The following is a 12216-nucleotide window of genomic DNA, read 5'->3' on the forward strand; positions in this document are numbered from 1 at the left end:
CTCAATGGACGGGGAACGCCGTCGTCCCGTCAGCGGAAACGACGGACCAGCCGGCCGGCCTTCGCCTTCAGACCGTAGACCGCGTCGATCGCCCGGCCGGCCCCGCGGTGCAGCGTCGCCCTTCCCTGCGGGTGGGTGCGCCGGCGCGCGCCCCGCTCGACGAGCTCCGTCCAGAGCGCCTCGTGCCGGGCGGCGATCCGGGCCGGGTCGAAGCGCTCGGAGGCGCCGAGCGCCGCCCGTGCCGTCTTGGCGCGCAGCTCGTCGTCCTCGACGAGCCGGCGCAGCGCCCGCGCGAACGCGGCCACGTCGTCGACCGGCGTCAGGAAGCCGTCGACCCCGTCCTCGATGATCTCGCGCGGCCCGTGCGGGCAGTCGGTGGACACGACCGGGAGTCCGCAGCGCATCGCCTCGACGATGGTCATGCCGAAGGACTCGCGCTGCGAGGTCACGGCGGCGATCGAGCCCTTGGCCAGTTCGGGCTCCAGCGGGGTCACCGAGCCCATGAGGAAGACCTGCTCGCCGAGGCCCCGGTCCTTGATCTGCCGGGTCAGCGGCGCCTTGAGGTCCTGGACCGCGTCGCCGCTGCCGTAGATCCGCAGCTTCCAGTCGGGGTGGTCGGCGGCCACCTCGGCGAAGGCGTCGATCAGCACGTCGTACCGCTTGACGCGGGTGAGCCGGCCCGCCGCGACGACGGTCCTCGCCGCGGGGTCGGCGGGCGGCACCGGGGGCGCGGGCACGCTGTTGGGCACGGACTCGATCCGTACGCCGGGCAGTCCGAGCTTCCGGTAGGCGCGGGCGTCCGCCTCCGTCACGGTGGTGACGGCGTCGAGGAGCGCGTACTCGTGGCCGATGTCCCGGCGCAGCCGGAAGCTGTGACCGTCGAGGATCAGGTGCTCCTGGCCGACGAGGACGGGACCCCGCCGGGCCTGCCGGACGAGCTGCACGTTCAGCCCGGGGCGGGTGCCGACGAGGACGTCGGTCTCGACGCCGCGCAGGTGCTCCCCGATCCGGGCGTCGGTGAGCGCGCTGTACTGCTTCCAGCGTCCGTCGCCGCGCGGGAAGGCCTCGGCGGGCCGGTGGAAGTCGGGGTGGTCGCCGTCGTATCCGGGGCTGTCCTTGCGCAGGTCGACGAGGTGGCGCAGGGTCACCCCGGAGGGCAGGCCGAGGAGCGGGCGGTCGCGGTGGCGGAACACCGAGACGATTTCGACCTCGTGACGTTCCGCCAGTTCCTCGGCGAGCGTGAACGTCGTCCGGATCGTGCCGCCGTAGTGGTAGCCGTTGTGGAGCAGAAAGGAGATTCGCATCGCGCCGCCGGTTCCCCCCGGTCAGTTGATCGGTCGCTCGACTGTACTGCCGGTGAAGCCCCGGTGTTCACGGGCGGTAGCCGTGGAGGGGTCACGGGCGGTAGCCGAGCTGGGGAACTGTCGCGCAGTTCTTCGTCATCTCGCCCTGGCTCACCCAGCCCCGGCCGTCCTGCCAACGGGCCACGGACAGACAGGTGTTCCGGGTCGCGGGCGGTCGCGCGAGGTGCTCGTAGCGGACGGGAAGGAGCAGCCCCCGTGCGGTGTACGCCTCAGGACGGTTCAGATAGGTCTCCACGCACGCACGAGTGAGTCCGCCGTCGGCGAGGCAGGAGCGGGCCGCGTCGGTGAACCACATCGCGGCCGCCCAGCCCTCCAGTTGCCACTGGGACAGCGGCCGGTCCCCCATCGCCGCCCGGAACTCGCGGACCGCCGGATGTCCGGTGTCCTGGTGGTTGCGGCTGGAGCCGGTCACCCAGAGGGCGTCCCGGCAGCCGGGGGCGCGGGCGTAGTCGCGGGCGACGGACGAGGACCAGTTCTGCACGTTGGTGACCTTCGCGTCGACCCGTACCCCGAGGGTCTCCATCGCCTCGCACAGGCGCACGTTGCCGTGGGTGTCCATGGCGTCGAAGAGGACGTCGACGTGCTGGGCCCGCAGATCGGCGGCGACCGCGCGGAAGTTGGGCAGGGCGAAGTCCACCTGTTCCTCGACGACCCGGTAGCCCTCGGCGCGCAGCCCACGGGTGACCAGCCGGGCGTACGCGGCGGACGCGGCCTGGTTGTAGGAGACGACGCCGGCGGTCCTGGCACCCCGCTCCTTCGCGAACCAGCGGTAGACCTCGGTCCCGCCGTACAGGACCCCGCCCCAGCCGGGTTCCTTCCCGGTGCGCGGGGCGGAGCTGCCGTAGATCCCGTAGAGGTGCGGATACGTGTCGTACGCGGGAGTGAGGGGCTGGCCCCCGACATCGGGCACGCCGGCGCGGGCGACGAGGGGCGCGCCCGCGTAGTTCAGGGCGGTGGTGGCGACGAGGGCGAAGACCCGGCGCTCGTCGATCAGCCGGTGCACGCACGCATTGTTGCCGACACCGCTGCCGCCGTCGTCGCAGGTCTCGACCTCGATCCGGCGCCCGTCCAGGCCTCCGCGCGCGTTGAGGGCGTCGAAGTAGGCGCGGGCTCCGTCACGCGTGCCCGTGAACGCCTGCCCGCCGACCGGGCTGGTGACGCTGGTGACGATCCCGACCCGGAGCGGCTCACCGCCGGAGGGGTTGGCGGTGGGCCGCGTCTCGAAGGCGCGCTCCGGGAGCCGGCTGCCGCAGGCCGTGAGGAGAAGCAGCAGCAGGGCCAGGAGCAGCGCCGCTCCCGCCTCAGCAGCCCGGAACGGTGACACCGCTCAGCTGGACCAGGCCGCACAGTGTCTTCACGGTGACCTTCCAGGTGTCGTTCTGGAGGACGGAGGTGCCCTGCGCGTCGGGCAGGACGGGGGCTCCGCCGACCAGCAGGTCGTACGTCACGTCGGCCTCGGTGGCGGAGGTGAACTCGACGCCGGTGACCTTCGCCGAGGTCATGGCCGCGTTCTTGTCGCCGCCGAAGGCGCCGAGGACCTCCTGCATGCGCTCCCCGTTCTCCAGGAGCTTCACCCGCTCGGCGGCGGGGGTCTTCGGGTCGAAGAACGCCGTCCAGTTCTCGGTGATCTCCGCCCGGGCGGCGGCGGGGTCGTCGGGCTCGTCGGCCCCCGTGGACGGGGCCGAGGTCTCGGTGCCGTCGTAGCGGCCCTGTCCGTCGTCGGAGCAGCCGGCGACGGCGGGGGTGAGCACGAGGACGGCGGCGGCCGCGAGGGCGGCGAGCCGGGGGCGTCGGCCGAGTCGTGCGAAAACCATCTGGCTCACCACCGGGTGTCCCTCCGGGCCGTACGGCCCGATGCTTCCAGGGTGGGACGGATCGGGGCATAGTGCAAGATCAGGGCATAGCGTGAGGAAGAGACGAGGGAGGTCGCCGTGCCGGCATCCCGGATCCTGCTGTGGAGCGGTCTCGTGGCGGCCGCCGGGGGCGCGGTGCTGTGCGTGCTCGGCTGGTACGGGATCTCCGGCGAGCGGTTCGCGGAGCGGCAGCTGCCCTATCTGGCCTCGTGCACGGTGCCGGGGGCGGCGCTGATCGTGGCGGGCGCGGTGCTCGTGGTGGCGGCTCACGCGCTGCCCGTACGCCCTCCCGAAGCGCGCGGCCCGGGGGCGGCACCGGGGACGGAGGAGAACCCCGTCGCGTCGGAGGAGAGCGCCCCGCCCTCCTCCGACGGCCCACTCCTCCGGGTCCCGGGCGGGACCCTCGCCCACCGGCCCGACTGCCCGCTGATCGCGGGCAAGCCGGCGGCGGTGGACGTGGGAGAGGCGTCGCTGGCCCCCTGTCCCGTCTGTGAGCCGTGGCCCCCCTGATGGCCTCCCTGACGTACGAGCTGACGCTCGCCGGCCTCGCGGTCGGCAGCGCCGCCGCGCTCACCGGCATCGGACTGGTCGTCACCTACCGGGCGACCGGCGTCCTGAACCTGGCGCACGGCGCCGTGGCCATGATCTGCGCGTACGTGCTGCGCCAGCTGGTGGTGGTGTGGGGCTGGCCGCTGCCGGCGGGCGCCCTGGTCACCCTCCTCGTCGTCGCCCCCGGCATCGGGCTCGTTCTGGACCTTGGGGTGTTCCGGCCCCTCGCACGGCGCGAGGCGAACCCGGCGCAGTCCCTGGTGGCCTCCATCGGCGTCTTCGTCCTGCTCGTGGGCGCGGCGGTGCTGCTGTGGGGTCCCGGGGCGCGCGACGACGTGCCCGTGCTCCTCGGCGACGACCCCTGGGCCCAGCTCGGTGCGGTGGTGGCGCTCGCCTGCCTGGTGGGGGCGGTCACCCGGTGGACCCGGTTCGGGCGGGAGCTGCGGGCCGTGATCGACAACCGGCAGCTCGCGGTGCTCTCCGGAATCGACGCGGACCGGGTCGCGGCGGCCGGCTGGGCCTTCGGCTCGTTCACGGCGGGGCTCACCGGGGTCCTCCTCGCCCCTTACGTACGGCTCGACCCGTACGGGATGCCGCTGCTGGTCGTCGAGGTGATCGCGGTCGCGGTCATCGCCCGCATGCGGTCCCTGCCGGTCGCGGTGGTGGCCGCGCTCGCGATCGGCGTGGCCCAGGCCCAGCTGACCCGGCTGCACCCGGAGGGCTGGGCCGGGCCGCTGCTCCAGGCCGTCGGAGCGAACCTGTTCGTGGTGGCGCTGCTGGTCGCCGCGCTCGTCCTGCCGGGGATCGGCGGCAGGGGCCGGGACGCGCTGCCGCCGCCGGTGCGTCCGGGGCGGGTGCCGGGGGCCGTGTGGCTCGTCGTGGGCGTCCTCTTCCTCCTCCCGCTCGGCTTCGCGGGCTCGGACCTCCACACGGCGATCCAGGTCCCGGCCCTGTCCGTGATCCTGCTGTCCCTGGTCGTGGTGGCGGGGCGCGGCGGCCAGATCGCGCTCGGACAGGCGGCGTACGCGGGTCTGGGCGCCCTGTTCACGGCGCTGCTCACGGCACGCGGGGTCCCGGGCCTCCTGGCCCTGGGCCTCGCGGTGCCACTGGTCGGAGTGGTGGGTCTGCTCACGGGCTGGCCGGCGATCCGCCGGCACGGCCTGGCGCTCGCGCTCGTGACCCTGGCGACCGGGGTGGCGGCGAGCCGCTTCGTCCTCACCCAGCCGTACGCGACGGCGGGCCTCTCCCTCGGCCGCCCCGCGGGCTTCTCCGACGACCGCGCCTTCTACGCCCTCGAAATCGTCGTCCTCGCGGGCTGTCTGGCCCTGGTGGCTGCCCTCCGCCGGGGCCGCACGGGCCGGGCGCTCGCCGCGCTGCGGGACCACGAGCCGGGCGCGGAGGCGGCGGGCGTCGCCGTCCCCCGCCTGAAGCTCCTCGCCTTCGTCCTGGGCGCGGCCCTGGCGGCGCTGGGCGGCGGCCTGCTCGGCATGGGACTGCGCGCCTTCGACGCGGAGGCGTACGACCCGGTCCGCGGCCTGCTCTGGTTCGCCGCGGTCCTGGTCCTGGGCGCCGACAGCCTCCTCACCCCCCTGGCGGCGGCGGCCGTCCTGACCACCCTGGACGCGGGCGCGTACGCGGGCACGGCAGCGCTGGCCCTGGGCCTCCTGGCGGCCTTCACGGGCCGGGTAGGCCCCCTGACCACCCTGCTCCCCCGGAAAGCCCCGGCCCCGAAGGCCGCCGACGGCGCGCCACCCCCCGCGCGAAGACCCACACCACACTCGACAAGCGTCACGGGCGAGCGGAGCGAGAGCGGGGCACCCCCGGGCGAAGCTCTGGGGGCGGGTGGGAACCCCGGTCCGGCCGAAGGCCGGACGCACCCCCACCGCCCCGCACCCGCCGACGCACCCCACAGCGCCCCCGCGAGGCTCCGCGCCCACGGCCTCACCCTCACCTACCCCGGAGGGGTCACCGCCCTCGACCGCGTCACCCTCGACCTCGCCCCCTCCCGCATCACCGCGCTCGTCGGCCCCAACGGCGCCGGAAAAAGCACCCTCTTCGACTGCCTCGCCGGCACCCTCCGCCCCCGCGCGGGCCGGATCACCCTCGACGGCTCCGACATCACCCACCGCTCGGCCCACGCCCGTACCCGGCTCGGCGTCGCACGGACCTTCCAGCGCCTCGCCGTCTTCCCGTCCCTCACCGTCGAGGAGAACGTCCGCCTCGGCGAGGAGCAGGGCCACGTCCGGAGAGACCCCGCCGCGGTCGAGCGGAGCCTCCGTCTCCTCGGCCTCGCCGGACCCCTACGGCACGCGCCGGCGGCGGACCTGCCCACCGGGACCCTGCGCCGGGTCGAGCTGGCCCGCGCGCTGGCCGGGCAGCCGCACACCCTGCTCCTCGACGAGCCCGCCGCCGGTCTCGACGCCGCCGAGACGGCCACCCTCGGCCGGGTCCTCGCCGCGCTGGCCGCCGACGGCCTGACCGTCCTCGTCGTCGAGCACGACCCGGATCTCGTCGCGGGGATCGCCCACACGGTGCACACCATGGAAGGCGGCCGGATCGTGTCATGAGCGTCGAGATCGCCCTGCGCGCCGCACGGGTCCGTTACGGCCCCCTGGAGGCCCTGCACGGCCTGGACCTGCCCGTCCCGGCCGGCACGGTCACCGTGCTCCTGGGCCGCAACGGGTCGGGACGCACGACGGCTCTGCGCGCGCTCGCCGGCACGGTACGGCTCTCCGCCGGCCGGGTCCTGTGGCAGGGCACCGACGTGACCCGCCTGTCGGCGCACGAGCGGGCGCGCCGTGGGCTGTGCTTCGTACCGGACCGGCAGGCGGTGTACGCGAGCCTCACCGTCGCCGAGAACCTCGCGCTCACCGCACCCGGGGCACGCCCCCCGTATCCCGAGCTCGTCCCCCTCCTGGACCGCACCGCCGGAACCCTCTCGGGCGGTGAGCGCCGCATGCTGGCCCTCTCCCGCGCCCTGCTCGCGGCACGCGCGAGCGCGAGCGCCCGCGTGGTGCTGGTCGACGAGCCGTCGCTCGGCCTGGCCCCGCCGGTCGCGGCCCGTACGTACCGAAGGCTCGCGGCGCTCGCGGTGAGGGGCGGCGCGGCCGTGGTCCTCGCGGAGCAGCGCGTACCGGACGGGCTGCCGCCCGGGACGCTCGTACACGAGCTGCGGCGCGGCTCCCTCGCGTTCAGCGGGGAGCCGCCCGAGCTGGACTGACGGCGGCGAGCGGGCTCAGAGCGGGGCGATCCGCAGCATCGTGCCGTCGACGACCCGGTTCGGATCCGGCCCGATGAGGCTCCGGTTCGCCTGGTACAGCGCCCGCCAGCCGCCCTTGATCCCGAAGCGGTGGGCGATGGAGCTGAGGGTGTCGCCGCTCTGGACGGTGTGGACGCGCCCGCTCAGCCCGTACCGCCGGGAGCAGACGGGCCAGGCTCCCCACCCCTGGGTGCGGAGCACCTCCTCCGCGACGGCGATCTGCTGGGGGCGGGTCGCCAGGTCGGCGCGCGGGGCGTACCGGAGTCCGCCGTGCTCGACCCAGGTCGGGTGCCAGAACTGCAGCCCGCCGTAGAAGCCGTTCCCGGTGTTGATGTGCCAGTCCCCGCTGCTCTCGCACTCGGCGACACAACCCCACGGCCACTGGTCATCGGCGCAGGCGTACGCGGGCACCGCGGCGGCCGCGCGAAGCCCTTCGGACACGTCCCGGAGCACGGCGGACGTGTTCGTGGGCCCGTCCGGCACGTCCCTGGCCTCGGCGGGTGCCGGGGCCAGGGACAGCAGCGCGGCAGCGGACGCCGCCACGAGAGAACCGGTCGTCCAAAATCGGATCTTCGACATCGGGGCAGGCTAGGCAGCGCCCCGCCGCCCCCGGCCCGTGCCGCGCGGAACACTGTTCACACCCCACCCGGTCGGAGTCACCCGCCTTCTCACCCCTCTTCCCGACGCCCGCTCACCCGCTTCCGCACGAGCCGGCGGCAAGTTGCCTCGCTTCCGCGCGTGACCCCGGCCGAGCCTGACCCGTTGAACTCGGCATGAGACGCCCGGGAACGGCCCGGCGTCCCCCCGTACCGAGTCCAGGGAGCCCCCCGTGCCGCGCATGCTCGACGTCAGCGAGGACGTACGCGCCGAGATCGGCGACGAAGAAGCGGACCGGCTGCTCGCCGGCGACAACGCCCCGGGCAGCTACGACTGCACCTCCTGCCGCACGCCGGGGGACTCCGAGCAGGAGCGCACCAGCACGGTGCTGTTCGTCGGCGACGAGACCGCGGTCCTCGCGTTCGCCCACGCCAGCTGCATTCCGTCGCAGGTCGTCCGGGTCGCCGAGGAGCAGCTCCAGGGCGCCGTCGCCTCCATCACGGCCTCGGACACCGCCGACGCACTGTCCGCCGCCCACCCCGAGCAGGCCGTGCTCGGCGTCACCAGCGGTCTCGTCCTGATCGAGGGCGAGCTGCACCCGGCCCTTGTCGTGGAGCCGACCGCCCCGGTGGCCCGTCCGGGTTCCGACGGTCTCACCGACGAGTTCCTGCCGCTCCTGGCCGACCAGGGCTTCCACCAGGTCATGAACCTGGACGAGAAGCCGGCGGCGCTGCCGGGCTGGTCGGTCCTGGTCGCCATGGGCCAGCTGCACTCCGTCCTCCAGCCGGGCCCCGGCGGCGCCGGGCAGGCCGCCTGGTGGCAGGCGCACCAGCCGCTGCAGGTCACCGAGGGCTGGCGTGCGGCGGCCAACAAGTCGCACACGGTGCTGGTCTTCGCCGCGCCGGTGGGTTCGATCGGCCAGCAGCCGCGCGAGGACCTGCTGCGTGACGCGCTGGAGAAGGCCGCGGCGAACGGGCGTCTGGTCGCCGCCGCGATGCCGCTGGCCGGTACCTGATGGAGGGCGGCCGGCCGGGCATAGGGTGGGCGCGGGTCCCCGGCGTACCGACGGGGCCCACGGGCTCCGCGGGGCCCGCGGTCCCGACCGTGCCACGCCCCCGGCCTGCGCCTCTTTCGGAGAGCCGCCCGCATCCGACGGGCGGCGGGGTCGTTGGCACCTACGTGCACGCATACGACCCCTTCCTCCAGCCGTATCCGAGTCAGATCCCTTCGATGCGCCCTGCGCAGGACGTGACGGCGGGGGCCTCGCCCACACCGATCTACGACGCCCTGTACTCGGAGTACCGCAGGTCGTTCCGCACGCTGCCGGGTGATCGCAGCGGCGAGGAGGAGCTGACGTTCCGGGCCTTCGGTACGGCGGTGAGCACGGGCGTGTACGGACACGGGCAGAACCACCGGTACGCCTCGGCGTATCCGACGGCGTGGTCGACGCCGTACCCGCCGACGCATACGCAGGCGGCGCTGCCACCGGGGCCCCGCAGGGGCGTCTAGGGAGCACACCGGGGAAACGGCGGAGGGCCGGGGCGATCGCCCCGGCCCTCCGCCGTGTGTCACCGCCCGGAGCGGTGCGTTCTCGCGTCGACTACTTCTTGCGGCCGCGCTTCTCGCGCACGCGGACCGAGATGTGGATCGGGGTGCCCTCGAAGCCGAACTCCTCGCGGAGACGGCGCTCGATGAAGCGGCGGTAGCCGGCCTCCAGGAAGCCCGAGGCGAAGAGCACGAAGCGGGGCGGCTTGGTGCCCGCCTGCGTACCGAAGAGGATGCGGGGCTGCTTGCCGCCGCGGATCGGGTGCGGGTGGGCCGCGACGATCTCACCGAGGAAGGCGTTGAGCCGCCCGGTGGGGACGCGGGTCTCCCAGCCGGCGAGGGCGGTCTCGATGGCCGGGACCAGCTTCTCCATGTGGCGGCCGGTCTTGGCGGAGACGTTGACCCGCGGCGCCCAGGCGACCTGCTGCATCTCGGTCTCGATCTCGCGCTCGAGGTAGTAGCGGCGCTCCTCGTCGAGCTCGTCCCACTTGTTGTAGGCGATGACGATGGCGCGGCCCGACTCGACCGCCATCGTGATGATGCGCTGGTCCTGGACCGAGATGTTGTCGGTGGTGTCGATGAGGATGACGGCCACCTCGGCCTTCTCGACGGCGGCGGCCGTCCGCAGGGAGGCGTAGTAGTCCGCGCCCTCCTGGAGGTGGACCTTCTTGCGGATGCCGGCCGTGTCGACGAACTTCCACGTCACGCCGCCGAGCTCGATCAGCTCGTCGACCGGGTCGCGGGTGGTGCCGGCCAGCTCGTTGACGACGACGCGGTCCTCGTTCGCCACCTTGTTGAGCAGCGAGGACTTGCCGACGTTCGGGCGGCCGATGAGGGCGATGCGGCGGGGGCCGCCGACGGCGTTGCCGAAGCGCTGCTCGGGGGCCTCGGGCAGCTTCTTCAGGACCTCGTCGAGGAGGTCGCCGGTGCCGCGGCCGTGCAGCGACGAGACGGGGAACGGCTCGCCGAGGCCCAGGGACCAGAGCGTGGAGGCGTCGGCCTCGCCGGACTGTCCGTCGACCTTGTTGGCGGCGAGGACGACCGGCTTCCCGGCGCGGCGCAGCAGCCGGACGACGGCCTCGTCCGTGTCGGTGGCGCCGACGGTGGCGTCCACGACGAAGAGACAGGCGTCGGCGGCCTCGATGGCGAACTCGGCCTGGGCGGCGACGGAGGCGTCGATGCCGAGGACGTCCTGCTCCCAGCCGCCGGTGTCGACGATCTTGAAGCGGCGCCCGGCCCATTCGGCCTCGTAGGTGACGCGGTCGCGGGTGACGCCCGGCTTGTCCTCGACGACGGCCTCACGGCGGCCGATGATGCGGTTCACCAGGGTCGACTTGCCGACGTTCGGGCGGCCGACGACGGCGAGGACGGGGAGGGGGCCGTGGCCTGCCTCCTCGATCGCGCCCTCGACCTCTTCGGCGTCGAAGCCTTCTTCGGAGGCGAGCTCCATGAACTCCGCGTACTCGGCGTCGCCAAGTGCCCCGTGGTCGTGCTGGTCGTTCATGAAGTCCGTTCCTTGATCATTCGTGGTCGGTGGGTCCCCGGGCCGCGGGGCCCACTACTGAAAGTCTCGCTCAGCGCCCGGTGAGGCGCCTGGCGTTTTCCAGGTGGTCGGTGAGCTTCCCCTGGATCCGTACGGTGGCCTCGTCGAGCGCCTTGCGGGTGCGCCGGCCGGAGCCGTCCCCCGCGTCGAAGGCGTCACCGAAGACGACGTCGACGCGGCCGCGCAGCGGAGGCAGTGCCTTGACCAACCGTCCGCGGCGCTCGGTGCTTCCCAGCACGGCGACCGGGACGATCGGCGCGCCGCTGCGGACGGCGAAGTACGCGAGGCCCGCGCGGAGCGAGGCGAAGTCGCCGTCGCCCCGGGTGCCCTCGGGGAAGATCCCGAGGATGCCGCCCTGCTCCAGGACGCCCAGGGCGTTGCCTATCGCCTTGCGGTCGGTGCTGTCGCGGTCCACCTTGAGCTGCCCGATGCCTTCCAGGAAGCTGCCGAGCGGTCCGACGAACGCCTCCTTCTTGATGAGGAAGTGCACGGGGCGCGGGGCGGTGCCCATGAGCATGGGGCCGTCGATGTTGTGAGCGTGGTTGACGGCGAGGATGGCGGGGCCGGAGGCCGGCACCCGCCAGGCGCCGAGGACGCGCGGCTTCCAGAAGCCGTACATCAGCCCGATGCCGATGCGTCGGCCGACGGCGGCGCCCTTCTCGGAGGGCACGGTCACTTCGCGGCCGCCCTCTTCTCGTCCACCAGGGTGACGACGCACTCGATGACCTGGTCGAGGGTGAGCTCGGTGGTGTCGACCTCGACGGCGTCGTCGGCCTTGGCGAGCGGCGAGGTCTTACGGCTGGAGTCGGCCGCGTCCCGCTTGATCAGTGCTTCCTTCGTCGCGTGCACGTCGACGCCCTTGAGCTCGCCGGAGCGGCGGGCGGCGCGGGCCTCGGGCGAGGCGGTGAGGAAGATCTTGAGGTCGGCGTCGGGGAGGACGGTGGTGCCGATGTCCCGGCCCTCGACGACGATGCCGTGCTCGGCGCCCTTGGCGATGGTCCGCTGGAGCTCGGTGATGAGCTCCCGCACCTCGGGGACGGCGCTGACGGCGCTGACCTTGGAGGTGACCTCTTCGGTACGGATGGGGCCGGCGGCGTCGGCTCCGTCGACGGTGATGGTGGGCCGCGCCGGGTCGGTGCCGGAGACGATGACCGGCTTGGCGGCGGCGTTGGCGACGGCCTCGGCGTCGTGGACGTCCACACCGTTGCTGATCATCCACCAGGTGATCGCCCGGTACTGGGCGCCGGTGTCGAGGTAGCTCAGACCCAGCTTGGCGGCGACCGCCTTCGAGGTGCTGGACTTGCCCGTGCCGGAGGGCCCGTCGATGGCGACGATCACGGATTCCACGGTGGGAACACCTTCCTGGGGTGAGCGGCAGGACCCGGCGGAGATGCAAGGGACCTCCCCAAGGTTACCGAGTCCCACGCACCCGTTCGGCCCAGCCCGTGCCGGGGCCGGGGCGGAGGCGCCCCCGGGGGCGCTCCTCGCCCCGGCCGGGGCCCCGCC

12 protein-coding genes are annotated in these 12216 nt (G+C 73.9%); 5 read left to right on the top strand and 7 right to left on the bottom strand.

The genetic code is table 11. The features are described 5' to 3' along the window. Nucleotides 1-29: 29 nt before the first annotated feature. From OG462_RS11720 to OG462_RS11730, 3 genes are all read right to left on the bottom strand, one after another. Entirely contained in the window at nt 30-1304 is a 1275-nt protein-coding gene (locus OG462_RS11720) for a glycosyltransferase family 4 protein (RefSeq protein ID WP_406057084.1), read from the bottom strand. Nucleotides 1305-1395: 91 nt separating this feature from the next. Continuing rightward, complete coding sequence (locus tag OG462_RS11725; protein WP_406057086.1) at nt 1396-2688, bottom strand: ABC transporter substrate-binding protein; 1293 nt, start codon at nt 2686-2688, stop codon at nt 1396-1398. Beyond that, nucleotides 2666-3178 (bottom strand): hypothetical protein, encoded by a 513-nt coding sequence (locus OG462_RS11730; RefSeq protein ID WP_406057088.1) that lies wholly within the window; start codon nt 3176-3178, stop codon nt 2666-2668. The genes OG462_RS11725 and OG462_RS11730 overlap by 23 nt, the downstream gene beginning before the upstream one ends. Nucleotides 3179-3295: 117 nt before the next feature. Here OG462_RS11730 and OG462_RS11735 point away from each other — a divergent pair, with 117 nt between their 5' ends. Genes OG462_RS11735 through OG462_RS11745 form a run of 3 tightly spaced genes read left to right on the top strand, consistent with a single transcriptional unit; the run spans nt 3296 to nt 6986 of the window. Next, on the top strand, nt 3296-3727 hold the full coding sequence (locus OG462_RS11735; protein WP_406057090.1) for a hypothetical protein: 432 nt from the start codon (nt 3296-3298) through the stop codon (nt 3725-3727). Next, a complete protein-coding gene (locus OG462_RS11740; protein ID WP_406066481.1) occupies nt 3727-6333 on the top strand; it encodes an ABC transporter permease subunit in 2607 nt (868 codons plus the stop codon). The genes OG462_RS11735 and OG462_RS11740 overlap by 1 nt, the downstream gene beginning before the upstream one ends. After that, nucleotides 6330-6986, top strand: coding sequence for an ATP-binding cassette domain-containing protein (locus tag OG462_RS11745; protein ID WP_406057092.1), 657 nt, complete (start codon nt 6330-6332; stop codon nt 6984-6986). Before OG462_RS11740 ends, OG462_RS11745 begins: the two co-directional genes overlap by 4 nt. Before the next feature lie 15 nt (nt 6987-7001). Here OG462_RS11745 and OG462_RS11750 read toward each other — a convergent pair whose 3' ends face one another. Beyond that, a complete protein-coding gene (locus tag OG462_RS11750) occupies nt 7002-7604 on the bottom strand; it encodes a transglycosylase family protein (protein WP_406057093.1) in 603 nt (200 codons plus the stop codon). Between the two features lie 250 nt (nt 7605-7854). On the opposite strand from OG462_RS11750, the gene OG462_RS11755 reads away from it, so the two are divergent. Continuing rightward, a complete protein-coding gene (locus OG462_RS11755) occupies nt 7855-8637 on the top strand; it encodes a hypothetical protein (protein WP_406057095.1) in 783 nt (260 codons plus the stop codon). Between the two features lie 164 nt (nt 8638-8801). Then, nucleotides 8802-9131 carry a hypothetical protein gene (locus OG462_RS11760; RefSeq protein ID WP_406057097.1) on the top strand — a complete coding sequence of 110 codons (330 nt, stop codon included), beginning with the start codon at nt 8802-8804 and terminating at the stop codon, nt 9129-9131. Nucleotides 9132-9222: 91 nt separating this feature from the next. On the opposite strand, the gene der is transcribed toward OG462_RS11760, so the two are convergent. The 3 genes from der to cmk form a co-directional block, all read right to left on the bottom strand. Further along, nucleotides 9223-10671 carry a ribosome biogenesis GTPase Der gene (der, locus tag OG462_RS11765; protein WP_406057099.1) on the bottom strand — a complete coding sequence of 483 codons (1449 nt, stop codon included), beginning with the start codon at nt 10669-10671 and terminating at the stop codon, nt 9223-9225. Between the two features lie 70 nt (nt 10672-10741). Next, entirely contained in the window at nt 10742-11386 is a 645-nt protein-coding gene (locus OG462_RS11770) for a lysophospholipid acyltransferase family protein (protein WP_406057101.1), read from the bottom strand. Continuing rightward, a complete protein-coding gene (cmk, locus tag OG462_RS11775) occupies nt 11383-12057 on the bottom strand; it encodes a (d)CMP kinase (protein WP_406057103.1) in 675 nt (224 codons plus the stop codon). Before cmk ends, OG462_RS11770 begins: the two co-directional genes overlap by 4 nt. Between the last annotated feature and the right edge of the window lie 159 nt (nt 12058-12216).

It is taken from the genome of Streptomyces sp. NBC_01077 (genome assembly GCF_045162855.1).
Classification (GTDB): domain Bacteria; phylum Actinomycetota; class Actinomycetes; order Streptomycetales; family Streptomycetaceae; genus Streptomyces.